The organism is Marinobacterium profundum (assembly GCF_001528745.1).
GTDB lineage: Bacteria > Pseudomonadota > Gammaproteobacteria > Pseudomonadales > Balneatricaceae > Marinobacterium_A > Marinobacterium_A profundum.
In genome coordinates this window covers 59,353-84,320 of the sequence record NZ_BCNS01000162.1, presented here as the reverse complement: position 1 = coordinate 84,320, position 24,968 = coordinate 59,353, and the positions used below count along the sequence as shown (strand labels likewise).

14 protein-coding genes are annotated in these 24,968 nt (G+C 57.0%); 1 reads left to right on the top strand and 13 read right to left on the bottom strand.

Annotation, left to right across the window (positions count from 1 at the left end):
• From MPRO_RS25530 to MPRO_RS19780, 5 genes are all read right to left on the bottom strand, one after another.
• Positions 1-1,993: tetratricopeptide repeat protein (locus MPRO_RS25530; RefSeq protein ID WP_067297150.1), on the bottom strand; the 1,993-nt coding region annotated here is incomplete at its 3' end.
• 1,441 nt (positions 1,994-3,434) lie between these two features.
• Positions 3,435-3,686, bottom strand: coding sequence for a hypothetical protein (locus tag MPRO_RS19795; protein ID WP_158651889.1), 252 nt, complete (start codon positions 3,684-3,686; stop codon positions 3,435-3,437).
• Between the two features lie 166 nt (positions 3,687-3,852).
• Entirely contained in the window at positions 3,853-4,215 is a 363-nt protein-coding gene (locus tag MPRO_RS19790) for an HVO_A0114 family putative DNA-binding protein (RefSeq protein WP_067297145.1), read from the bottom strand.
• Complete coding sequence (locus tag MPRO_RS19785; RefSeq protein ID WP_216821338.1) at positions 4,215-4,610, bottom strand: toxin-antitoxin system TumE family protein; 396 nt, start codon at positions 4,608-4,610, stop codon at positions 4,215-4,217. Before MPRO_RS19785 ends, MPRO_RS19790 begins: the two co-directional genes overlap by 1 nt.
• Positions 4,611-4,797: 187 nt before the next feature.
• Positions 4,798-5,427, bottom strand: a complete 630-nt coding sequence (locus MPRO_RS19780; protein ID WP_067297143.1) for a recombinase family protein — start codon at positions 5,425-5,427, stop codon at positions 4,798-4,800.
• Between the two features lie 306 nt (positions 5,428-5,733).
• On the opposite strand from MPRO_RS19780, the gene MPRO_RS25990 reads away from it, so the two are divergent.
• Entirely contained in the window at positions 5,734-6,708 is a 975-nt protein-coding gene (locus tag MPRO_RS25990; RefSeq protein ID WP_158651888.1) for a hypothetical protein, read from the top strand.
• A gap of 958 nt (positions 6,709-7,666) precedes the next feature.
• Here the strand turns inward: MPRO_RS25990 and MPRO_RS19775 are convergent.
• From MPRO_RS19775 to drmD, 8 genes are all read right to left on the bottom strand, one after another.
• Complete coding sequence (locus MPRO_RS19775; RefSeq protein ID WP_067297140.1) at positions 7,667-8,197, bottom strand: hypothetical protein; 531 nt, start codon at positions 8,195-8,197, stop codon at positions 7,667-7,669.
• A gap of 131 nt (positions 8,198-8,328) precedes the next feature.
• Positions 8,329-8,700: a hypothetical protein gene (locus tag MPRO_RS19770; RefSeq protein WP_067297138.1), complete on the bottom strand. Its 372-nt coding sequence runs from the start codon at positions 8,698-8,700 to the stop codon at positions 8,329-8,331.
• 218 nt (positions 8,701-8,918) lie between these two features.
• The gene (gene drmC / locus MPRO_RS19765; RefSeq protein WP_067297137.1) at positions 8,919-9,680 is read right to left on the bottom strand and encodes a DISARM system phospholipase D-like protein DrmC; all 762 of its coding nucleotides are present in this window, start codon (positions 9,678-9,680) and stop codon (positions 8,919-8,921) included.
• A 1-nt stretch (position 9,681) separates the two neighbouring features.
• Complete coding sequence (drmB, locus tag MPRO_RS19760) at positions 9,682-11,541, bottom strand: DUF1998 domain-containing protein (protein WP_067297134.1); 1,860 nt, start codon at positions 11,539-11,541, stop codon at positions 9,682-9,684.
• Between the two features lie 2 nt (positions 11,542-11,543).
• The gene (drmA, locus tag MPRO_RS19755) at positions 11,544-15,569 is read right to left on the bottom strand and encodes a DISARM system helicase DrmA (RefSeq protein WP_067297132.1); all 4,026 of its coding nucleotides are present in this window, start codon (positions 15,567-15,569) and stop codon (positions 11,544-11,546) included.
• Positions 15,570-15,579: 10 nt separating this feature from the next.
• Positions 15,580-17,460, bottom strand: coding sequence for an ATP-binding protein (locus MPRO_RS19750; RefSeq protein ID WP_067297129.1), 1,881 nt, complete (start codon positions 17,458-17,460; stop codon positions 15,580-15,582).
• Entirely contained in the window at positions 17,457-21,833 is a 4,377-nt protein-coding gene (locus MPRO_RS19745) for an Eco57I restriction-modification methylase domain-containing protein (RefSeq protein ID WP_067297127.1), read from the bottom strand. The genes MPRO_RS19750 and MPRO_RS19745 overlap by 4 nt, the downstream gene beginning before the upstream one ends.
• A complete protein-coding gene (gene drmD / locus MPRO_RS19740; RefSeq protein WP_067297180.1) occupies positions 21,830-24,964 on the bottom strand; it encodes a DISARM system SNF2-like helicase DrmD in 3,135 nt (1,044 codons plus the stop codon). The genes MPRO_RS19745 and drmD overlap by 4 nt, the downstream gene beginning before the upstream one ends.
• Between the last annotated feature and the right edge of the window lie 4 nt (positions 24,965-24,968).

The window sequence follows — 24,968 nt, the reverse complement described above, 5'->3', positions numbered from 1 at the left end:
CCGCAAGCGCGGCCCCCAGGTTGGTCTGGGTCGCCGCCCACTGCTGTGACAGCGCCTCGAGGGTACGGACTTCCAGGGCGGCCCGGTAGGCTTCGACGGCCTCGGCCAGCAACCGCCCCCTATCCTTGTCCTCGGCGCGGATACCCTGATGCCGGAGCGCGAGCCCCAGGTTGTGCTGGGTCATCGCCCAGTCCTGCGGATACTCCTCGCAGGTATAGACCCTCAGGGCGGCACGATAGGCCTCGACGGCCTCGGCCAGCAGCCGCTGCCCATCCTCGCCCCCGGCGCGGATGCCCTGGTCCGTAAGCGCGGCCCCCAGGTTGTGCTGGGTCGCCGCCCACTGCTGTGGCAGCGCCTCGAGGGTACGGACTTCCAGGGCGGCCCGGTAGGCCTCGACGGCCTCGGCCAGCAGCCGCTGCCCGTCCTCGCCCCCGGCGCGGATGCCCTGATCCGCAAGCGCGGCCCCCAGGTTGTTCTGGGTTATTGCCCACTGCTGCGGCAGCGCCTCGAGGGTATGGATAGCCAGGGAGGCCCGGTAGGCCTCGACGGCCTCGGCCAGCAGCCGCTGCCCGTCCTCGCCCCCGGCGCGGGTACTCTGACTCGCAAGGGCGGCCCCCAGGTTGTTCTGGGTCGCCGCCCAGTCCTGCGGCAGCGCCTCGAGGGTACGGACTTCCAGGGCGGCCCGGTAGGCTTCGACGGCCTCGGCCAGCAGCCGCCCCCTGTCCTTGTCCTCGGCGCGGATACCCTGATGCCGGAGCGCGAGCCCCAGGTTGTTCTGGGTCATCGCCCAGTCCTGCGGACACTCCTCGCAGGTATAGACCGTCAGGGCGGCACGATAGGCCTCGACGGCCTCGGCCAGCAGCCGCTGCCCATCCTCACCCTCGGCGCGGATGCCCTGATCCTCAAGTACGGCGCCCAAGTTGTTCTGGGTCGCCGCCCAGTCCTGCGGCAGCGCCTCGAGGGTACGGACTTCCAGGGCGGCCCGGTAGGCTTCGACGGCCTCGGCCAGCAGCCGCTGCCCGTCCTCGCCCCCGGCGCGGATGCCCTGGTCCGTAAGCACGGCCCCCAGGTTGTTCTGGGTCATCGCCCACTGTTGCGGCATCGCCTTGAGGGTATGGACCGTCAGGGCGGCCAGGAAGGCCTCAACGGCCTCGGCCAGCAGCCGCTGCCCGTCCTCGCCCCCGGCGCGGATGCCCTGCCCCGTAAGCGCGACCCCTAGGTCATTCTGGGCCGTCGACCAGTTCCGACAGTAGAGGGGATCGGTATAGACTTTGAGATTACGCTTCGCCAGGTCAACCGCGTAGGCGAGCCCACTACCTTGAAAATCGCCGCTACTGACGTACCGGCAGCCATGGTGGTACAGCCGCAAGTAATACTCACGTCTCTGGCCCGCGCCCTCAATCGCATCGAAAGGCTCGAAGAAGGCAGCGGCTGCCGCGAAATGGCCATGAGCGACTTCAACATCCCCCTTTAGCAGCGCTGCGTCGCCGCGTGTTGCCCGGATTTCAGCCTGCTTGCGAATTTGGATGAGCGTATGCTCGGTCTGCTGCATCGATTCAGCGTTTGCCAGGATGTCATCCGCTGCATCAAAATCGCCGGTATCCAGCGCCGCTTCCGCAGCGGACAGTTGATCAGCAATCCGTGTTTCCGTCGCTTTGAGTGCGTCCATTCGGGATTTGAGGGCATCGTATTCCCGCGCTTTCTCCTGAAGGAACTCTCGCAAAGCCGCCCGGCCGGCATCCGGGTTATCGTGCCCGAACCGCATGGCCAGGTTCTCCAGAATTCCGTCAGCGAGGCCGAGCTCCTCGCGAAAGCCGGGCGCCAGATCGGCCACGGCCGGATGACGGCAGGCATCGATCTCCTCTTGCGAAATCGCTAGCGCGTCACGGTAATCGGCGATCGTACTCGCCTGTGGTTCGTGGCGCCCCCGTTCAATGTCGGACACGCGGGACGCTTTGGTCTCATCTTCGTAGACTTTGAAAGCGACTTCCATCTGTGTGAAGCCTCGATCCTCCCGGATTTGGCGAACCAGTTTGCCAAAGCGAACCTGAAACGAGTTCGGGTCTGGTTCCCGTAGTTTCCCTGAGTTACGCGTACGCGCCACAGGCTCCCCCTATGCGATTCTGCCCCTGTCGACACCTAGAAAGCCGTCCGGACGGCACACTCTCAACCACGTGAGGATGTGCCAATGAACATACCGTCCAGAGTAGTCTATGCCGCGCTCGCTGTGATCTATACCGCCTCGCTCTTCGGGGTGAGCAAGCCGATTGTAGTAGCCGTCACTGCCGTAGCCTACGCGGCGCTGGCACTCAGCAAGAAGCATTAGAAAGAAGGGAATCGTAAACGGGTCACCGGCAAGACCGGTGACCCGAGCTCGTTTTACCATAACCACGATTATCGACAGGTTAGGAGGATGCGCTGCGGACGTCCCTGTCAGCAGCGGCTGGATTACCAGCTGTGGTCGAGTAGTTTGAAGATCAAGCGCACCATGATCGTAGGCAGAGCCTCGACCATCAAACGCTGGAATCGTCTCAGCAAGCGCATCTTGGGATGCATAACTGATACCTCCGTACGGTGAGTTAATCCCACCCGTTGCGGACTTGCTCGAAAGCAGTTAGCTTGCTTATACTCTCCACTCGCAAGAATAGTCAGTTAAGCAGCCTATCCGAACGGAACTTAGCGGACTTCCAAGGCCTTCTGGGGGTACGAGCCCAGGAGGCCTTTTCACATCCCTGCTGAATCGCTCCAGCGTATGAACACAGCCCCTCCTCTAAATGTTACGAGCCAAAATAGAGTAAGTAGAAACTGTATTGATGGCACTAAATATAATTACAAACGGTTTTTTTTCAACACTTGATTTAGCCCTGCGTTCTGTGTAATCGGAACGGCGCAAAGCCCCAAATGCCGGTACTTCGGGAGCTGCACGCAAATTGTGGAGCGGGTAAATTTTCAAAAAAAAACCGCTTTACAAAACGCCTGTTAAATACAGTGCACACTTTGTTATAAAAAGACTCTAACGCGCACCTCCAATGCATGAATTTCTATCAAAATCGAATAGCAGTGTTCGCACGTACACCAACACATTGTGGTTTGAATTTACCCTAGCAATTCCGTCATCGTCGGCGGTTCGGCCCTATACGGTTACGGAGCTGAACGGATTCTAAGAAGGTCTTCCAGTTGGTGCTGGAGGGCCTTTTTTATTTCCCTACATCAGTAAGTAGCACCAAAAAATCTTGCGCCGCCGGCATGTAAACTTACTACAAGCAAGGGCTAAGAATGCCCGGTCTGCGGGGCTTTCAGCGCCCTTGTGCCAACCTTTCGTGAGCCATTTGCTTACATGAAACGTACTGGATTCTTCATCTCCGACGCCCCAAACCCTGACAAAACATCACATTCGCCCTGGGCGTCTCGATTTAACAACACTCCGATTATGGTCAGTTCAGGCGCTCGCGATCCAGGACATCAGGGAAAGGGATAAGCGTGATATTGTGCACGTCGCCGACCTTGCCCAGCTCATACCATTCAACGTATTCGGTCGCGCCGAAATAGGTGTGGCGGGCAAACAAACGCCCGCGCTCCTCCTTCAGCACTTCATCGAGCGACGAACCCAGAACGGTGTGTTCAATTAACGGCAGATCTCGGTTTTGAAAGCTCAGTATGGAGTAGTCGGAAAATCGATAAGTCATTGAAAATATGCCTACGTTGGTTTTGACTACCATATTATAACATACTTGTCAATTGGTAATTTTAACTTTTATCATTATCTGGATTGGCTCTGGAAACAACAAAGCCGCCTAATTTGGCGGCTTTGTTGTTGCTCTCTCCGCTTTCACCATACGCGGCTTAGATATGTCACGCGGCATCACTCATTGGAACGATTGAGAGTTCATCCCAGGTGACGACCGGCGTTTTCTTGCCGTGCGCCTCTTCGAACTCCACTATGTGGAACTCGACCATTCGCTTGAGCGTCCTGGACACATTGCTCTGCTCGCGCTTCATAAGCTTTGCCAGGTCCGAAATCGTTGCCGGGTGCTGTTTCCGGATCGTCTCGATCATCGAGAGATTGTCAGCGTTCAGCAAGCGACCAACGGACTCCATAGAGTTCACCCAAACCTTGGGGTCGGTGTCTTTCGGCTTGATTCTGCCGGCAGCAATATCGATGGTGCGCTGGCGTATGAAAGCTTTGGACGCCACTCCGATTACCAGCTTCTTCATCACTTGTTCCTCTTACTATCCAGCTCAACTGCCTCATCCACGTAGGCCCAGAAGTCAGTTAAGAGCTTTTCGGCGGTTTCGTACTCGTAGGGAATGATCACCGCCACATCTTTGAACTTATGCTTATGGTCAAACTTCGTCAGGGTCCGGTGCCGAGCGAAGCCAACCTTGTCCTCCTGAACAGGGTGAGCGTTATCAAACCCCAACAGGCGCGTTCCCCACTTGTCGTGGAGTGTCAGTGAGTACTTAATGCCATGCGGCCGGCCATCAGTGGGCTCGACGCGCTTCACATCGAACTCCACGTGGTACTCAAGGGCATCATCGACCTCCATGATTTCACCATCGAGGTCCAACAAATTATCAATCCCGTGGTCAAGCTCCGCCTTCTGTTCCAAGTATATCACCTGATGATATTGTTGCATAACCCCGATTATGGCCAGGCAGGGCCGACCGGGCACGACGGCTTCACAATCCAAGGCTCACCAACCCTCTTTAGGAAAACAAGCCATGCCGGCTAAGGCCTGGAAGGCAAAACCGTCCACAAATGGAGCCGGTGACGCGGTGAGAATCGCTTGTGACCTATCACGCCTCAGACGGCGGAGTCATGCTATCGCGGATTTTCAGAACCGTCGTGGTCGAGCACTGAGCATGCCGGGCAGCCGCCCTAATTCCTAACCCCGCATCCAGAAGTTCGCGTACCCGGCAGTGTAGATCCTTATCGACCGGCCGCCCCCGGTAGAGCCCATCTGCCTTCGCCTTCGCGATCCCCTGCGCCTGGCGCTCACGGCGCTGCTCATAGTCCTTACGGGCGATAGCGGCCATCATTTCAATCATCATGCCGTTGACGGCCGCCAGCATTCGTGAGGTGAACTCGTCCCCGGCCGTGTCTTGCATCCCCTGGTGACTGGTTGGGAGGTCCAGGGCCACTAGGCGCAGCCCTTTGGCATCGATCGCTGCTTTCAACGCCCGCCATTCCGTTTCAGGCAGGCGCGTCAGGCGATCGATACTCTCCAGCAGCATCACGTCGCCCGGGCGGGCATCGGCGAGCAGGCGCAGCAACTCAGGACGGTCGGGATGTGCGCCGCTGGCATTTTCGATGTAGGCGGAAGCAATCACACGATCATGCTCGCCGGCGAAGCGCTCGAGCTGCTGGCGAGCACGCTGAGCATCTTGGTCATCTGTCGATGCTCGTAGATAGGAACGCACGAACATAGGACACCTGTATCAGTTTGGGCGCTCTTATTATGCCGTATCATTTTGACCGTGCCACTAAATACAAAAAGCAAGCACAATGACGTATCATTAAATGTATACCCTAAACTAACAGGATAGTTGCGGTCCCAGCGGTCGTAACAGAAGGCGACTGCACGAAAAGTCAGAAGCCGATACCACTATGAGTGCGGCTTGGTGGAAGATGCTATTGTCCGCTAACATGGTCGGAGCAGAGATCCACTGAACGGCTTTTGCCATAAGTTCTCTATTACTTTAAAATGCAAGAATTAAAGAGGTCCAAATAGTATGATCGAAAATAGCCACCAATCGGAATCAAATCACTTAGACGACAGAGAAATAACTGAAAAACTAATCAAAAATATAGATTATTACTGGGATTCTCAAAACTACATTGGATCAAGATTACAGAAGTACTATAACAGCATATGGAAAACAAAACCCGAACTAGCCAAGCTTTATAAATCTGTTGTTGACTGCTCTACCGGTTGGTCATTATCAGAACAAAAAAATAAGACTAAGCCAAGAAATTTCAACAATCCTAGAAGTCAGTATGGAAGGCTAGCTGTTTTATTTAAAGAGAACTGGTCATATATTAAGCCGAAGCTATACGAGGTCGGTTTACGTCGTTTTGTTGAGTTAAAGTCAGGAATACCAAACTATCCTATACAACAACCAAAAGAACCAGGAAAAGAAAGCCACTATGAGGCGAATGAACTCACCCCGGAAAAACTATGGCGTGAGTTGGAAAAATTGGTAAGTGCGAAAAGTGCAGCATCCGCCACCGAGGCGGCAATTAGAGCAATCGATGCCTACAATCAAAAACCAACCTCATCCTTCGGTACTATTTTATCAAGGCTTTATCGCACCTATCAGGAAACATTTTCTTCACCTGTATATAAATGCTTTTCAGACTTGGTTAAGGACTCAACAGACTGGAGTCTTACCGAAAACAAAATAACCTTTAGAGGAACAAATAAAAACTGGAAAACAATACGCAGAACATTAAGTAAAAGTCTTCATGGTCTTCCTGACTATAAAAGCACAGAAAATACTAGCATTACCACCCCAGCAGCACCGAAGATTATACGACACACAGAAAAAATAGAATATCATCTAGAAAAAATTGATCGAATTCTTAACGATCGATTCAAAGGAGATTTTATAAATAATGTAACAATAAATGACCTCAATAGATTCCAGTCAATCATGAGGGATATGATAGAAAAAATAGACGAGGTTAAAAACTGCAAATTAGATTAAAAATAGTAGCTATTCAAATCAATATTTTTCAAAAAGTACTTGACATGGTTTTACCCAAATTTCTGAAAATCCGGCTACCCCGGCGCACCGCCACAAATGCAAGCTCAGAGCCCCTGTCATCCTGTCTGAGCCGCCTTGCGACGCCGCACATCCCCAAGGTGGCAACGGTAAAGTTGCTAAGAACTACGATCAAGAGGAAAAATTCGGCCTGAAAAAGTCGTGCAATAATAGGCCATCATGCGCAACGGAACCCAAGTTTATGAAGATCAGCAACATGGATGTCGACGCCATTTTGGCGAATGTCAGGCAGTAGCTCCAGGATGACAAGTCGGTCTCGCCATCGCTTCTGCAAGCGGCCATTGAGATGATTATCATACGGATGCTGATCGGCCTGCTGGTGATGGCGGCTGGGCGCTTAGTCGATCAACAGACAGCCCACCGGGAACGGCGCTGCAAGGTCAATTTCACCCGCGCTGAAAACACCAGATCGTCAGGCTCTTCACGGTGGCCGATGTGGGCGGCTTGCTCGAACGGCTGATTCGGCTGATGAAGCAGAGTATCGAGGCGATACGCCCGGGCCGCAGCTACGTCAGAAAACCAGACCGAGGTCTGAAGTATGCTGTCGTTTTCAGAAGGCGACTGCACGAAATGTCAGGGGAAGGCGATAGCACTACTTGGCGTGAACGCAGAATTCGAAAAGTATAGTGTGTTAAGCCGACCCACAACACCCCGCTGGCTTTCCTGAACTGGGGGGAAAGGAGTTGGCCGAACCGAACGACCTTGATTACCAGCTTCACCATCAATGCCAGCGTAGGACGTAACGACGGAGGAATTTTTGTGAATGGGGCAGAGCGTTCCTTCTCACGAGAGCATACTCAACAGCTGGCGCCACAAAATTAGTAGGCGATAGATACTTATTCGTTAGTAATTCAACCCATCAAAACCCCGACAATTTCATTCAAATAGTTACCGATTTTTTCAAATAAAGTTTTTTAGCTAGTCTGTGCATTCTGTGCACGCCATATTGATGAAATGCTTTACTGCATTCATCATATATATATTTAAAAAAACCATATTCTGTTAGAATATCTTCTTCAAGAAATCCATATGGATCGCGCATTATCTCATCCGAAATCTTCATCCTCTCACTTTTCGTAAAGCTTAAGCTATTAACATAATTCTTGAAGTCCTCACCAAAAGCTTCTTTATCATCCTCAAATACTTGGCGTACACCACGCCAATCAATATTCATATGTAAATGCTCCGCTGTGATTCCAGCCACCATTACCTTTGAGGCATTTAAAGAGTGTCCATAATTTGGTTTAGGTTTTATTTTTCCGCACCAAGTGTTTCTTATAAAAATAGTGGCAGTAAATCTCTCATTGGGCTTCCATTGATTTAACATTATCAAGTGTCCTATCTCATGAAAAGCAACCCTATATTTTATGTCAACCATCCTAATTGAAGGGTGATAGTGCAAAATACTCATTGCAAATCTCCAATTTAATAATTAAGTTTATTTGCTGGATTAATGTTTAAATATCTCCGCTTGATGCGACTGTAAAATACACAAAATAAAACCCAAGCATACCTATATCATTGACCAATCATTATTTTATGCTATTTATCCTTGAGTTCGTCAAACCAGTTTTTCTGACTCTCAGGTAACAGAATTGGAACTCCAAACTGAATACGACTAACCCTTATGTCCTTTGTTACTGATTCGCCTTCTATATTTCCGCCAATGCCAGCAACTTTTATACCACCTTTTCCAGTACTTTTATCACTAGACTCAACTGTTACTGCGACATCAAAGTCGATGATTGTGGACTTCAATTGGGCGCTGCTAGAAACGCGGGCATTTACAGGATATTTGTGCCCTCCATCACCGCTTGGGACTATAAAAGCTCCTACGCTATCAACCTGTTGGGCTTCCCGAATACCAGAAACAACTTTCACTAATACAGAAGTAATGAACTCATCTAAATCCATATTAATCTCCAATTTAAATAATGCTCAATACCAAAAAAGTATTTTTTGGTGCAATCAAATTTATCATTCAGCCTCTTCAAATAGTAGTGCTCTGGTAGTAGAGCCGAAATATACAATCAGTCCCCACCTGCTGTCGGCATCAGCCAGGCGCCTCAGGTCGGCCGCCAGTTCGATTCTCATTTGGGAACTGAACCCGCGTCCGTATTGAGACATCCCGGTTAGATCATAGATACCAATTTGGTATCTACCAAAGACCGCAAGTGGTCCTCAAGCAGTCTGGGAATGTGTCCTCCCGAGATGAGCACGCCAGCCTCCATGTTCTTTTCCATCGCGTGCCCAGTGAGGTTCGCGCTGGTGATGAAACACATCCTGCCGTCGGCTACGGCGACTTTGGCGTGGACGCGCCCGTCGTCGAACGGATCGGCCTTGTCACGCCAGGCGTAGAGTCTCGCGGTGGGAACCAGCGTTCTCATCTTGCCTATCGCATCGAAGGTAATGCTGCCGCCGTGGTCCTGGGACAACTCGAGCAGCATGGAGATGGCCACCCCACGCTCACTCGCCGCATTCAGCGCCTTTACGATAGTCGAGACGTCATAGGCCACGAAGCTGGTGATGAACAGGGTTTGCACAGCGGCGTTGATGACTTGAAGTAGCGCCTGCTCCGTTCGGCGAGCCGAGACGAACGGCGTCGTCGGCCCGGTCCACACGAGCTCGGTGGATTGCTGGTTCGCGGCCTTGGTGAAGACATGACCAGCAGCAAGCAGCATCGATGCCAGTTCCTCGGCGCTGACAGTGGTCGTTCGCCAAGCATCGGCGAGCTGAACCACGACCCCAGCCGCTGCAGGCGTGCCGACCACGCCCGACAGCGCGCTGGCTGCTTTGCTGCTATCGGTCCGGCGAATCCGGGTGGCTATGGCCTGAACCTTCTCGGGAGAGACCAGACAGACCACGGCTGCGACGGCGTCCAAGAGCTTCTCCATGTCACAAGCCCTTGAAGAAAGCCGCATCGACACGTTCTAAAGTCGGCACCAGCAGTGACCGATCCAAGTAACGATTGCCGCGTTCGCAGGAGGTCTCGGCCACTAGGCTACAAGCGTGGCAGGCCGCAGAATGAAGGGAGCGATCTTTCTCGGGATCGTGCTCGGAGCATAGCGGGTCCGATGAGCAAATCTTGGAGCGGTTCAAGGCTTGTTCTAGCAGGCGCCCGAGGTTCTCCGGCTTGCCGAGATCGACGAGGCCGCCCAGCGTCCCGTCAGAGTCGGCGGCCGCCGTGTAGATGAGGATGCCGGCCTGCGGACTCTCGCCTGAGGTGTCGGCATAGATTCGCTCGCGGATACTCGCGGCGTTGTAGCCGCACTCCAGCGCCAGCTCACGAATCAGCAAGTGCGAGAGCGTGTGGAGCATGGCGTACCGAATGCCGGGGTAGCCTTCGTCAGGATCGAGATGACGTGAGTTGCGCCATCCCCTGTGGCCACCCCGGAGCATCTGGTCGGCCTGCTTGACGGCAGGCAGGGATTCCCAAGCCACCAGTGCCTGTTCGTCGAACTGGATGAAGATGCCTTCGCCATGGACTTGGTTCGCGGGAACCCAATCCGGTTTGCTTCGCGAGAGGTTGGCCATCTGCGGCCGCTCGTTCGGGTCACCCGTTTCTTCGGGCGCCTCCACCCGAGTGAAGCCCAGCAAGGCATTGACCTCGCGCAGGCGCTCCAGAAGCAGCACTCTGCTGATGTGCTTCGCGAAGCCCGGCGGCGTACCGACCTTCTTGCTCATGAAGTGCGGGTAGTCCGTGGGTGGATTGGCCTCTGTCAGCACGTCCCACTCAGGACCCTTGATGTCAGCCTCCCCCACGACCTCCTGTTCGCCACCGGTGCGGTGCGCTTCAATGCCCGACCAGATGGACGAAGCGGGGTATTTATCGATCCCTGGCAGCGCCCCGGTCTTCTTCAGTGTCTTCACCGCCACCGCCACTTCGGCTTCGGATTCCAGCTCTTCGAAGAACTCCCAGCCATCCTTGATCAGCTGACTGAGCGGGTCCTTCGCCTGCGGAATCGCGAGCGCCGAGAGCGTGATCGGAAACCAGCTATTAGTGGCGCCCAATAGAACCGCACGCGCTTCTTCGTCACATTCATTGTCGAAGTGATCGAGGTGCGGATGGCGCCCTCGGCAAGCCGGCAGGTTCTCTTTTCCGGCCTTGCCGAAGGCGTGAGCCATGCTCCTCGATGCTCCGCACGCATCACACTTGGCCCACAGGTTTTCCGTCTGCAGCGAGGCGCCGCTTTCGAAGAAGCGCAGCGTGCCCTTGCATGAGCTGTTGCCGCCGTGGACGAAGTAGTGCCAAGGAAAGTCATCGAGGTGACCATCACGGCAGGCCAACAGGAAACGAGCCGGTACGGCGTCGGCGTCCTTGGCGGGTTGGTCGCCCTTCGAGCCTCGGCAGCCCTTGTGGACGAACCGGGTTCGCTCGGGCCTGAAGCGGTTCTCCTTGATCTCGAACAGTCCGGCATCGAAGGGGGATAGCAGGCCGCATTTCACGCAGCGCATCCAGCGCGGGAATGGCCGGACGGGAACGCCGATGTTGGCCTCTGCCGACCAGACATCGACGAGTTCACTCTTCTGGAATGGCGGCATCCGCAGGTTCTCGACCTGTGCCCCGAGCACCTTCCGCACGGCAGTCAGCAGCCGGGCTTCCTGGATCGGTTGGCAACGGTCCTTTTCCCAACGGTCGATGCCGAGCGTCACCACGGACAGGCTAGGCAGATCGATCAACGCCCCTGGCCCGTAGGTCCAGAGCAACTGGCTGGGTCTTACTTCTCCGACTGGAGTCTTATTGCTCGTCGCCATGTTCAATCCTCATCCTTCGTCGCGGGACGAGGCTTCCAATCGTGGTCGTCCATGATGTGGCTGGTATTCATGATCAAGCGCACGCCGGGCTCCACCTCACGCATCGACATGGGCACGGTCCAGTTGTCCCAGGCCTGGATACCCGGCGACCTGATCAATGCAACGGTCTTGTCCTTCTCGGGGCCACGCTTCTCGTAGGCCAAGATGCGGCCGCCTTTGCCCACTTCCTTGGCCCACTCGTCTGCGCGTTCCTTGAGTTCCTGTTCTGCCAGACTCTTGGTGCTGGAGAGCTCGCTGACGTTCCAGGCCCGCTTGACCAGCACGTCAATGGCCTCTGTGATCTCGTTCTGGTCTGACTTGTCCAACTTGCCCGCCCCCTCATTCGGACTGAATGCATCGTTCTCCAGACGCATCAGGCTCAGCAGCGAGCCGGTCAGGCCGCGATCCATTGCGCGCGGCGAGAAAGGCGTCACCGATTGCGCTTCGACGTGCTTGTAGAAGGTGGCGTGGTAGTGCTCGAAGGTTTCGTAGTGTGAGAGGTCGCGCGGTCGCGCCCACGTGAGCACGGTGCAGACCAAGCCGGGGAAGGAACGACCGACCCGGCTGGTAGCCTGGATGTACTCCGCCGTGCCCTTGGGTTGGCCGTTGACGGCCATCAGCCCCAGCCGATTGACGTCGACCCCCACCGACAGCATGTTGGTCGCCAACACCACGTCGATCGCGCGGGTGTCGCCCTCTTGCCATTTGGTCACATATTTGCCGGCTGTAGCGTCGAATTCGGCCTTGAACTTGACCTCGAGATTGTCGAGGTACTTCGGGATGTCCTGACTGGACACCCGAGAGGTCAGCTCGCGAATGTTGCTGACGCTGCGCTGTGCCAATGCGGGTCGCTCGACCATGCTCATCTGCACCCGGTAGGAACGCGTCTGTACGTCGTCCTCGGCCAAGCGCTTCATCCCACCCAGCTCACGTAGCGAGTTGAAGTAGCCGACCATGGTCATATAGGGGTCTGCAGGCTCGCCGAAACGGTCGAAGAGCGCCTGTGCAGCGGTCAGGAAAGCCGTGTAGACGCGGATCAACATCGCAGGTCGCGAACTGCCGGGAGAGCAGACCCCCAGGTAACGCCGTCCCGGTTTGTCCTCGATCGGTCGCTGGACTGAGAAGTAGTTGTCCTCCACGTCCAGCCCATGCGGCGGGAACACCGACACGCGCCGCATGAAGACGTTGTTCACCTGCTCTCGGGCTTTGCGCACCGTAGCCGTCGACGCGATGATCTTCGGCTTGACCGTATGTTCGCCGAGCGTCCAGCCGCACAGCTCATCCACAGCCGTCTCGTACAAGCCGACCATGGTTCCGAGCGGCCCGCTGATCAGGTGGAACTCGTCCTGGATGATCAGGTCCGGCGGACGAATCGGGCTGATGCTCTTGACCTTGGTGGCGCCGAGTCCCTTGCCGGCCCGGTGATTGCCATTGCAGTCTGACCCCTGCCACAGCAGGCCGTGCCGCTCGCATTCCTGGCCCACCCGACCGAACAGCGTGCGCACCTGGCCCCGCCACGCCATCATGGCGAACTTGTCTACCGTGGCGATCATCATCGTCGGGGGGCGGTGGTAGATCTCCTCGTCCACGACCAGCACGGGAATGCCCGCATGCGGAAGCTTGCTGGACTTGCCCTTCGAGAAGTCGCAGCGGCCCTTCTTATCGCCGCAGTAGACGAAGGTGCGTCCACGCGCCTTGTCGACCTCGACGTCGCGCCCGGGGGCGACTTCCGAACCACACCAGGGGCAACTGGTCAGTTGCGCGGGAGACGCCGCCCCGGCGTTGTACTTGTCGGGGTTGCGGATGTCCTCGATGGCCCGATGACTATCCTCGGTCGAGCCAGGCGTCACCTTGTTGCCCACCCACAGGCCGATGGTGAAGGGCTCGGTACCGAGCGACTCGTCGCCCTTGGCCAGCGCCTTGCGTCGCAGCACCTCCATCGCGCAGATCAACGCCGTGGCGCGCTGAAACTGTTGCAGTGTCAGCAGGCGCAGGGTGTAGCGCATGATCACGACCAGCCCACGCGAGCCGTCATAGCCGCCCAGGTCTCCCTGCATGCGCCGAATGGCCATGGTGAAGGCGGCTACTCCCAGGTAGGCCTCGGTCTTGCCGCCGCCGGTGGGGAACCACAAAAGGTCGGCATAGGCGTCGACCGGTTGCACGCGATCCGGATGCGCCGGATCGGCTAGTGAAGGGATCGACAGCAGCAGGAACGCCAACTGGAACGGGCGCCAGCTGCGGTTCTTCAGCACGTCGAACTGGTCGACGGTGACGTCCTTGCCCCGCCGGATTTCGAGGGCGTATTGGCTACGCACACGCTGCGTGGCCATCGCCTGATTGGCGAACCGGAAGGCCGCCAGGGCCTTTTCGTCGCTCTTCAGCGTATCGATACCCTGCTGCAGACGAATGTGGATCTCCTGACAGCGGTCCATCGCCTGTTGCGACTGCGCGTCGTAGCCAAGCACGTCGCCGCCGACCCGAGCGCGCTGCTCATTGATCCACGTGGCGTAATCCTTGGTCAAGAGGTTCAGGGCATCGACCAGCGGATCGATGTCCAGGGTCGCGAGGCGCTGCATGTCGAGCAGGCCACTACTCACCATTTCCTTCATCGTCGGTCGGTCGGCGGGGTCCAGCCCCGGTGTCTCAGTGACCTGCACCTCGTACTGCGGCATGACGGTGGTGCGCACCTCCATGGCCAGTGTCAGATCATCCGCCGTTTCGGCATGAACGGCGACGCCATGCCCCACTGCAAACTCCACTCGATTGCGATAGATCATCTCCAGCGACTCACGCTCCGGGTCCATGCCGTCCGCATCCAGTACGGGCCGCCGACGGAAGATGGCGCGCTTGGACACTTCCGCTTCTGAGCGAACGATCAGTTCCGGCTGGAACACCCAGGCCGTATCGCGGTTGGTTGCGGGTTCCTCCTGCGCGTTGACCAGGAACAGCGTCACCAAGCGATCACCATTCGCATTCTTGGCGCGCACGGAGCCTTGCACTCGAACTTCGGGATAGATCTTGTCTGGCGCCTGATGCGGGATCACACCTTCGGTGAGCGGCAGCACCAGCTTGCCGCCACAGGGTATGCGCTGCCAGACCTTGGCTTTTGTCTGCTCCTCGGCACCGGTCTCCTTGTTCTTGCGGGTGCGGAAGATCTCATGCTCGTTACTGCGCTCATAGCGACCCCAGCGCACCTCGATTTCAATCCGTTCGGCGTTGCCATCCACACAAAAGGTCATGCCCAAGCTGCTCGGCACCAGCGATTGATTGCTGGCCGCGTCGATCTCATCGGCGGCGTCGGATTCAGGCTCGACACGACCCGTCGCCGTCCCGAACTCCGCACCGGGTTCATGCTGACCGGGCACCTTCGGATCGGTTGGCTCCTCGGCATCGTCGTTCGCCAGTGGCCCTTCGAGCCCCTCAATGCCGCCCTGTGCCGCCTCGCGGGGAGCGAGCTTGCCGACTAGATAGCGATCACGAACGCCCATGTCGACGATGCGTTCATGGGGGCCGCCAGCCGGGCCGAGCAGATCGTCCATCACCGCCAGTTGCAGCAGTTCGCGGATGCAGGCGAGTTCCTGCTGATACTGCGGTGAGCTGACGTCGGAACCGACCGTCGGCACTTCGGCGATGGTCTTGTGCAGCGCCTTGGGCAGGGCTTCGACGAAATCAGTCCACTGGACGCGACCGATGCTTCCCGAAGACGGCGGCGTGAGCGAAGTGGTGCCGATCAAGACGGGCTCAGCGACCGACAGCACCCGGTCGAAATAGAGCGTGGTGGTTTTGAGATTGGAACGAACTCGCAGCACACGCCCGACACGGGTGATGCCGCCAGCGGGGTTCAGGACGAAGACCCAGTCGTCCTCCTCAATGGCCTGATAGAGAGAACGCTCACCCTTCAAAACCAGGATGTAGGGTTCGAGCCTGTGGTCGGTTCCGAGGTCACGATCTATAGCGATCCAGGCGTTGGAGTTCGTGTTTTGTGCCATGTCAGCTTCCTCAGGCGCTTCGGATAGGAACTAGCGTCCCAAGGTACGCTTTGTTGTCTGCTCTTGTGTTCTTTTTGTATCCCAGAGCGTCACAAACAGCTTCGATCTTCTGGCAGAACACATCAGCATTTAAAGGAATCATCCAAAGCTCGCCTTTAGTTGGCTCCTCCCGGTTGGTGCTTTGCCACTGCATCTCATCGTTCAGAGGATGCTCGGGCCTGAACGGATGAACATTGAAAATCTTATGGTCGACCTGGGTGATCCAGGACGCCCCAACCTCCGTGATGGCCCCCCATGACACCTTCGTGTTCTCGCTCGTCACGAAGAGGACGAATATTTTCTGAGACGAATAGCTCTCTACAAAAAACTCTCTCAGATAGCTGTAAACTCCTCTTCCTTCGGGCACGCGGCAGATTTCATCATCGCAATTGGTATACAAAATGTCCTCGGCTGGAACATTGTTGTACAGAAGCATCTGATAGATGATGTCGGCGAACGGCTTATCGGGATAAGTCTGACTGATGAGTAACTTTTTCTTCTGAGAGTCGATGAGCGACTTCAGCCCCAAGTCTGGGCTGTTGTCGTTGATCGACTTTTTGATGGCCCCCTCGATCGCTTCGCGCGACAAGCCGGAACCAAGATCCAGCAGGTTATTGGCCGCTTCTTCGCTCGCTTTCTTTCGGAAGGTATCGACGTTGCGCCGGAGCCTCTCCTCATTGTCCTTTTGCTCATCTTGCTTTTGCTGCTTCTTTTTTGCTTTTCCTATGTCAGTGAAAATCTCTCGCTTTCTGAGAATCTCTGCCAGGAGCTCCTTCCTCACATAGTCCAGGACTGCGACATACCGCGGGTCGTCAGATTTGTATCCTTGACGGTTGCTCAATGCCATGTCGGGTAATTCGGTCAGCTCAAATAGATCGACATTCAACTGACCTACAACATAAACTTCATTCAACTTATTCTGACCAACAACTGGCAGAATATTGAATTCCCCCATCTTTTTGTTTGCGAAAATCGAAATAAAGTTGTCAGGGAAGTCCGATATTTCAGCCTTGCGGCCTCGTGTCGTTTTGTATGTCCCGATCCAGCCCGTAACTTTGAGAGTGTATTCGTGCTCAACCCCTTCACTGTCCTGCATGACCAGGGGGATGGTTTTCTCTTCCCTTGCCGCAACCAAGTCTGCCCGTTTTTGTGGATAGATATCAAGAACAAGGTCGATCAGGGAAGAATACTCATCCCCAAGCGTTATCAACGTTCCTAGCTCCGCCATAACATTTCTATCAAAGTCTTCAATAATCTCAATCTCAGCCCCTCGGATCACATGGATACGAAAATCAGCATTGATCAATGGAAAAATCTTCAGAAGGTTTCGTTTTACAGCAGAAAGTGTTTTATGCAGCCGGTATTGGGGGTTTCGCATCACAATAGCAGAGCCATAATTTTCGATGAAATCAAAAGTAATTTCTGAATCTGCAATAGCTCTGAGCTTGCTTCCTTCATCCGGGTGGCGAGAAAGAACAAATCCTGACTTCTCGCCATCTGCCACGGTCAAGATATCGACATTCTCGGAGACCGACAGCGCCGCCAGCTTTCCAACGCCCTTGCGACCCATCTTGCGGCGTGCACCAGATTTGGAGAACGAGTCGGCTTCCTTAGTTCGTGAAACGCCGGCTACATTCAGGTAGTTGGCGATATCACCCTTCTCATAGGACATGCCGTGCCCATCATCTTCAACCCGGATATCATCCTTGTTGGCAATGATGTAGACGTTCTTTGCGTCCGCGTCGTACGCATTGGCAATCAGTTCCGCCAACACGTAGTAAATATTCGTGTAGAGATTTGGGCCGAGCAGCTCCAAGATGCGCGGATCGACATTCAGTTGATACTCCTTCATTCTTTCGCCCCTTCGGTCACCGCACGATAGCGCGCTCCACGCCGTTCGCCTTGTCGCTCCACATACCCGTTTGATACCAGATCGTTGATCGCGGAATTCCACTTTCCATCCGGAATGCCCGTGGCGACGAGAACATCCGCCTTAGCATGCCAGCCGGAGTTAGCCTTCAGGTATTCGACAATGGCGCGTGCGGGGCCTGCCTCGTACTGAAGACGCGGTTCGGCAGCCCTGAGGTCGTTACCCTCGTTGACCAGGCTGGCGCCAAATTCGAATGAGGGCTGTGATGAGGTTGTGTCACCTGTGCGTTTGCTGCGTGGGGCGCGGGTTGTCGATCTTCTGGTCTTGGCCCCGTGCAGGCCTAGGGCGACTTCTTCCTCGTAACGCTCTCTGTTCAACTCTGACAGCCGCCGCAGCACTTCAACGCGTGCAGACTCTGATATGGTAAATCGTACGCGGTCATGCTCGGGTAGATACGGCACTTCGTGGAAACCGTGGCCAAGGTCAAGGTTGTCCCAACCGTAGGCTGAGGCAACAATACAATCAATCTCACGATGAAGCTCACGCAGGTCTTTTATGTCCTGATCGTTGCAGCCAGGATTGTGAAATCGATTGTATAAGTCAGTCAGGCCGAAACGGTTATGTTCAAATATTTGACGACGGACAGAGGCGAGACCGGATATACCAGGAATAGTTACTACGGGTAGGGTTTCAATACAGTCCGATGGTGTAACTCTGAGCCCTTGCCCGATGGTAGACGCTTGCGTGTGAACCCATACTTGAACGATAGAAGAATTAAGAAATTCTTCAGAAAGTCTCTCGTTGATCGGGAAACAGGCCAAGGCGTCAGAAAAGACACAGTTATTAGGAATCCCTAGCGGAACGAAATATTTTGTATGTCTTGTAATGGCCATCACCCTCTGTAATGGCTCAACGCTCGGGCCCCACCCTTTTGGGTGCTGCTCAAAATGGTGACCGCGACCAATTGCATGATAGAGCGCAGGACGTTTGTCAGCGTATTGCCACCAACGCTCGGGCAAAGGTCGACGCAGCACAAATTCTCCTTGCTCATTTCGGCGCTGACGTTCTGGCCTAACTCGGTCTTCTATCCAACGCCATGGCAGCTTGTACGCTTGCGCACGCTCCTCTGACCAGTCCCAAAAATTGATCACATAACGGCTAGGGAGCTGATCCGGGTCGGTATTCAAGTCATCCCCGTTGAGATAAGGAAAAATTACCTCCTCGTTCTGAGGATCATCTTGAAGCATCCTGTAGGCAGCATCCTTGTCAAGAATAAAGCCGGAGCCGAGAACGTATGATCCGATGAAAGCCAGTCCAGAATTAGCTTTGAGCTGCTTGGGACTCCATTCTTCGCGTTCCGAAAGGAATGCAGAAACAAAAGGAACCGGGCGACCATTCAGGACACGACTGCCACTCCATGCACCCTTGAAAATATGCACACGGCTGGTGACAACTGCGGCCTTTCCGGGCCAGGGTTCGTCCGGATAAGAAGCATGGATTACCGCACCCGCCTCGACCATGGGCTCCAGCCCCACCTGCCGCGTGTCGCCTTCCGCAATGGTGTTCACCGCGAGCAGCCCAAAGCCACCACCGTCTCGTAGCAGAGCCCAAGCTCGCAGAAAAAAATAAGCTACTAGATCCGCCGAACCGCGCCGTCCCTCGGCGATGCGCGTTACCAGCCAATCGCGGAAGGCAATGCCCGCGACTCCAGTAATACGTTTTCCTCCTAGAAAGGGTGGGTTGCCGACGATGCCATCGAACCCGCCGCGTTCGTGCACGAACACCTCCGGAAACTCTAGCGGCCAGTGGAAAGGCCGCCGTGCGGTCTTGTCGTTGGGCAGATCGGTCGAGAGCGTGGCGACCGATTTGCGGCGCATTGAGGCGAGCGCCTCCTGATCGCCGTCAATGGCCTGTTCGGCTTGAACTGTCAGTGACACCAGTGCGCTTTCCACTGCCGTGCCATTACCCCCCGATGCGAAGACTTCTCCAATGAATGTATCGGCAATACGCTCCGACACTTCAAGCTTGTCACGCGCATCGGCATCCAAACGCGCCATCGCCTCGACGTCGTGAATGTCACGAATCGGCATCTCTCGCAGCCTTTGCCGCAATTCGATTGCCTCATGTACCGCTCGCTCAATGTTCTGCCCGAACAGGCGTTGCTGACCTTTCCCGGTCGGCGTCATCGAAAGTTCGGTTAGCTGATCCAGACGATGGATGCCGAGCAGACTGTCACCGCAGTGCAGGTTGTGGTCGAGGAAGCCGAACGGACGTCCCTTGGCCAACGTCACCAACCAGATGGAGAGCTTGGCGAGTTCAACCGCCAGTGGGTTCAGGTCCACCCCGTACAGGCAGCGCTCGGCTATGAGGCGGCGGGCGATCACGAGGCGGGTTTCGGTATCACGGGGCAGCGGCTCCTTGGTGTCCGGCGCATCCTGCACTTCGCCATCCACACGGACCGATTTTCCGGCAGCTTCAGCCTTCGACCAAGCCTCGACGAGGCGATCAGCCAGCCAACGACAGGCTTGCACCAGGAAGGCGCCTGAGCCCATCGCCGGGTCGCAGATCTTGAGGTCGAGCAGTTCGGCGGGCGATTTCAGCACCCACTGTTCACGCGGGGTGCCCTCTGCTGGTCCCTCGTAAGCGATCGGCGTCAGTGTCTCGGTGACGATAGCCTCCGTGAGCGATTTCGGGGTGTAGTGGGCGCCAGTCTCGCGCCGATCGGAGCCGGTGGTGACGATGAAGGCCCCGGCAGGATAGACCAGCGGATAGCCCCAAGGGTCGGTGCGCACCAGGTGTGCAAAAGGCTTGATACGGTTACGAAGCTTTGTGTCGCCATGACAGGCGGCCAACAAGCGATCGGCAAGCGTGTCATCAACGGGCTTGGCCAGATTGTTTCGGACACGGCTGGCGGAACTGCCGGAACGCTCCTGCAGCAATTTTGCCAGGCGTTCCACGCCGTCGAGCCGGGCGGACTCCAGCTCGGCCAACTTGACCCAGGGCGACTTGGCACTCTTGGTGCCGTCGAGTTCCAGTGTGACTTCGGCGGTACGCTTGACGGTGCGTTCCAACAGACCTTCATAGACGTAGCCTATCTGTTCGACATCTAGTGCGCGGTAGGACAGTGTCCGCCCTTGAAATTGCTGGATGGCCTCGAGCAACAGCAGCACGGTGCGGTTGTCGATCGGCAGCGGCTTGGCGGTGTCGCTGCGCCAGTCGGAGCCCTTGGCGCGGCCCTCGAGGAATGGGAAACGATCCGGGTCGAACAGTGAGCCACCCAACGCGGGCAGGCGCAGGTTCTCGTGCTCGATACCACCGAACACGGCGCGGAAGATCGCCAACAGACGTGACCAGGCATCCCAGCGGCGTTCAAGGATCTCCTCGGATTCCTTGCGCAACTGCATGCGGAGCGTCGAGAGCGCGTAGTTGGCCTCGTAGCGCTCGTCGCCCAACAGCAGCAAGCCACGTTCTTCGGCGGAGAGCAGGAAGACAAGGCGCATCATCACCGTCAGCGCCGCTTCGTAGAGTTCCGACTCCTTCACATCTCGCAGCAAATCGCGGTCGCGGTCCTGGTCGGCCTTGTCCAGTGCTTGGATCAACACCTCGACGGCACGCCGCACTTGCTCACCGAGGGCGTCGGTGACCTCATCCTGATACTTCAAGGATCGATCGAACAGCGCAGGCAGTTGCTCGGCTTCATCGACGAAGTAGCGACGAATGCCCAGCAGGTGTACGAACGCCTGCAGGGTGACGGGCTCCTGGCTCCAGATGCGGGCGTACCAGCTAGCGAAGGTGGTGACGGCACCCACCGGAGCATCGACCAGCATCCAACGCTCGCCATTGGTCACCAGCCCGAGGCGGCAGCCGGTGGCACGGCACAATTGGACCATGCGATCGACCGGGGTGGCGGCCCACCCGTCCATCTTCAGGGTGGCGTCGAGGTCGACGTCCTGCCCGTAGGTGTGAATGAGCATCAGGGGGGTGTTGTCCCGTTGCTCATCAATGACGGCGAAGTCCGGCGACAGCGTCACGGCATGCTCTGGCAGGCGGATATTCAGGTTGGCGGCGCACCAATCGGCGCGCTTCAGAACGCCGCCTTTGCCATCCTCGTCGAGTTCCAATCCACGGGACAGCACCTCATCGATCCAGGCGGCGTGCAGCTCGTCGAACTGCGGGTCATCCGTCTCCAGCGCCTCGCGCCATTCCTCATAGGCCTGACGCAGGCGTTTGCGCTTGATGCCGTCGAGCTCTTCCAAACCTTGGGGAAATGCCTCCTTGAGGACGGGAACGGCAAGAAACGGGCCGGATATCTCGATCAGCGCCAGCCAGTCGTGGTGCAGGTGTTGATTGCTCATACCAAACCTCCGGCGGACTCGGGGACCAGGAAGACGACGGCGACCGGGAAGGTGCGGTCATCAAGTTTGGCGTAGCGGGTTTCGATGGCCTGGACCTCTTGGATACGCTCGGCCGGGATGCGAGCGAGGCGCGCCTCTAGCGCGGCGGTATCGCGCCTGATCTGGGTGCGCTCGTCCTCGGTAAAGAGCGACATCTGCTCGGGCTGCTGATCTTTATTCAGCTCGCTCTGGATTGCCTTCTCGAGTTCGTCGAGCACGGCGCCGATGTCGTCGATCTCTTGTTGCTGGCGGGTTTGCAGGGTGTTGGCCAGGAACTTGAGTCGATCCTTCGAGCGGGCTTCGACCGCTTGCAGGATGGCGGGTTGAGCGCGATCGAAGCGAACCCGGAGGGCATCGAACAGCGAATCGTTCGCAGTGGCTGGCTGCGCCTCGTCCAGCCACTGCTGGACACGAGTGACCCCCTCTTCGCGCCGGAACGACAGATCGCGCAGATAGCCGCCCGAGACGGTCAGTTCCTCGTGGAGTCGATGGTGGTTGCCGCCGGTGATGACCAGCCGTGAGATGACGACCACAGCCGGACCTTCGATGCTGCCATCCGGCACCGTGCGCACGGTGATGCGATGCAGTTTCTTCACGTCGTCCTGCGCCCAGACCTCGGCACGCAATAAGCGCAGGCACATCTGCACCAGTCGATGGTTTAGGTGGACCAGCACGACATCGTCTCGTCCCTTCGCCACGGCGTGGTCGAAGGTGATGGGGCGTATCTGTTGTGTATGGGGGTGACGCAAACCCTCCAGGCAGCGCGCCCACGAACCGGACAGTGCAGGCATCCTGAATACCCTGCCCTGGAGCGCGTCTGCGAGGGCGACGGGTTCCAGAGGGGGGCGGCCCGCCAGCGCCAGGCCGGTCTTCACCGCCATCTGGACGTGATCGGGCGTGAGGTGGAAATCCTGCTGGGTGGCCAAGAGACGTTCGTGGAGCTTGGTCACGCGTTCTTTCAGTTCGCGTTCGGCACGCACAAAGCGCCTGGCCTTGGTGATCTTGGCCTCTGCCAGGCGGGTATCCAAATCCTTCAGTGAGCCTTCGATCAGTCCCGACATCTGGGGCGCGATCACCGGATTGACACTGCCCATGTCTGCGCGCATCGACTCTAGCTTGCGTAGCGCACGCAGGATGTCTTCGCCGTGGCCGCCGACCGAAGCATGGCCTTTGTCACCACCGTCGACGGGGTGCCAGATCAGCACCTCTTTCTCTCGTTGCCCGTGACGGTCGATACGACCGTTGCGCTGCTCCATCACGTTGGGGTTGTAGGGGATCTCCAGATGGATGAGGCAGTTACAGTGGTTCTGCAGGTCGATACCTTCGGAGGCCGCGTCCGTGGCGAGCAGGATGCGGACGGGCGAATCCTTCGGGGATGCCTGGAAGGCGGCCTTGATGGGCTCACGCTCATCCTGAGTGAGTCCGCCATGGAGAAGGCCCAGGCGTTCGCCGCCGAAGCCGTGGCTGGCGAGGATCTCGTGCATCCACTGGTGTGTGGTGCGGTATTCGGTGAACAGGATCACTCGGCGATCGTTCCACTGGCCACCCGGTTTGAGGTTGGCTGAAAGCCAGTCGATGATGGCCTTGGCCTTGGAATCGGTCTGGTTTTTGGCACGCTGCGCCCACTGCCTCAGCTCAGCCAGCATCCGTTGCTGTTCCAGGGTCAGTGGCTGGGCTCGGCGCGAGGCCTCCTCGACGGCCTCCGATTGGGCGTTCTCGACCTCTTGGTCGTTGGCGTAGTCCTCGTCCACTTTCAGGATGGCCTTGCGCAGGATGCGCTCGGCCATGGCGTCCTGCACCTTGGGCTTGGCACCATTCGACAGCGAGGCGATGTGCTTCTCGAGAGTGGAAGCGAACGCGGCGGGCGACGAGAACAGGCGTTTCTTGAGCAGTTGATTGACGAACGACGTGCCAAATGTGCTGCCCGTCTTCTCCGCGTCTTTCTCGCGACTGGCACAGTAATCGTTCAGCTTCTGATGGATCTCGCGTTCATCATCCGTGTAGGGAACCGCCAGCGCCTGTAGCTTGCGCTGGGCATATAGCGGCTTGCCGTCGACGTCGACGAGATCGCTCTTCAGGCGACGGATCATCACCTGGCTCAACTGCTTCTCGTCGGGGAGGATGTTCCGGGCGAAGCGCTGGTCGTCCAGCAACTCCAGCAGCGAGGTGAACGACTCGGTGTAGCCGTTGTGCGGCGTTGCGGTCAGGAACAGGCGATGCTGGAAATGCGGGCTGATCGCACGGATGAACCTCGTGCGCTGACTCTCGAGCGCGTAATGCGCGCCGGCGGCGGGGGCGATGTTGTGCGCTTCGTCCACGACCAGGAGATCGAACTTGCGCGGGTGGCCGGCATGGGGCGGAAGGACATCGCGCATGGCGCGCAATCCCTCGCCACTCTTGACCCAGTCCATTGAGGCGATGAGGCGTGGGTGGGAGGTCCACGGGTTGGCGTGGATGCCGCGCTCACGCCGCAATTGCTTGATATAAGCGGTATCGACCACGCGGAATTCGAGGCCGAACTTCTCCAGCATCTCGATACGCCACTTTTCCTGGAGCGAGGCGGGACAGACGATCAAGACGGTGCGGGCGCGGTGCCGGAGCAGCATCTCCTGGATGACCAGCCCAGCCTCGATGGTCTTACCCAAGCCGACGTCGTCGGCGATGAGCAGGTTGACGCGGGCCATGTCGATGGCGCGTACCAAAGGGTCGAGCTGGAAGTCCTCGATGCTGACGCCGCTACGGAAAGGCGCCTGCAGAAATCCCCTGTCGGCATTGGTGGCGGCGCCCCAACGGACTGCATCGAGAAAGGCTTCGAGCGTGTCCGAGTCGTCCTGCCCTGTGATGGACGGCAAACCTGCGCGCTCGATTATTTGGGCACCGGGTTCGATTTCCCAGATGACCTCCAGCTCCTCACCGAGGCCGTCCTCGTCGATGGATGAAAGCGTCACGCAGTTCTGCGACGCCGAAGCGGACTCCAGCTTCGAGGAGGCCACGTCCGCCACGACCCACTGGCGCCGGCGAACCTCGACCAGCTGGCCTGGCTCAGGACGAGCGCGGTAGGTCTGGTGTTTCTGATCGTTCGAGCTTTCCATGCGG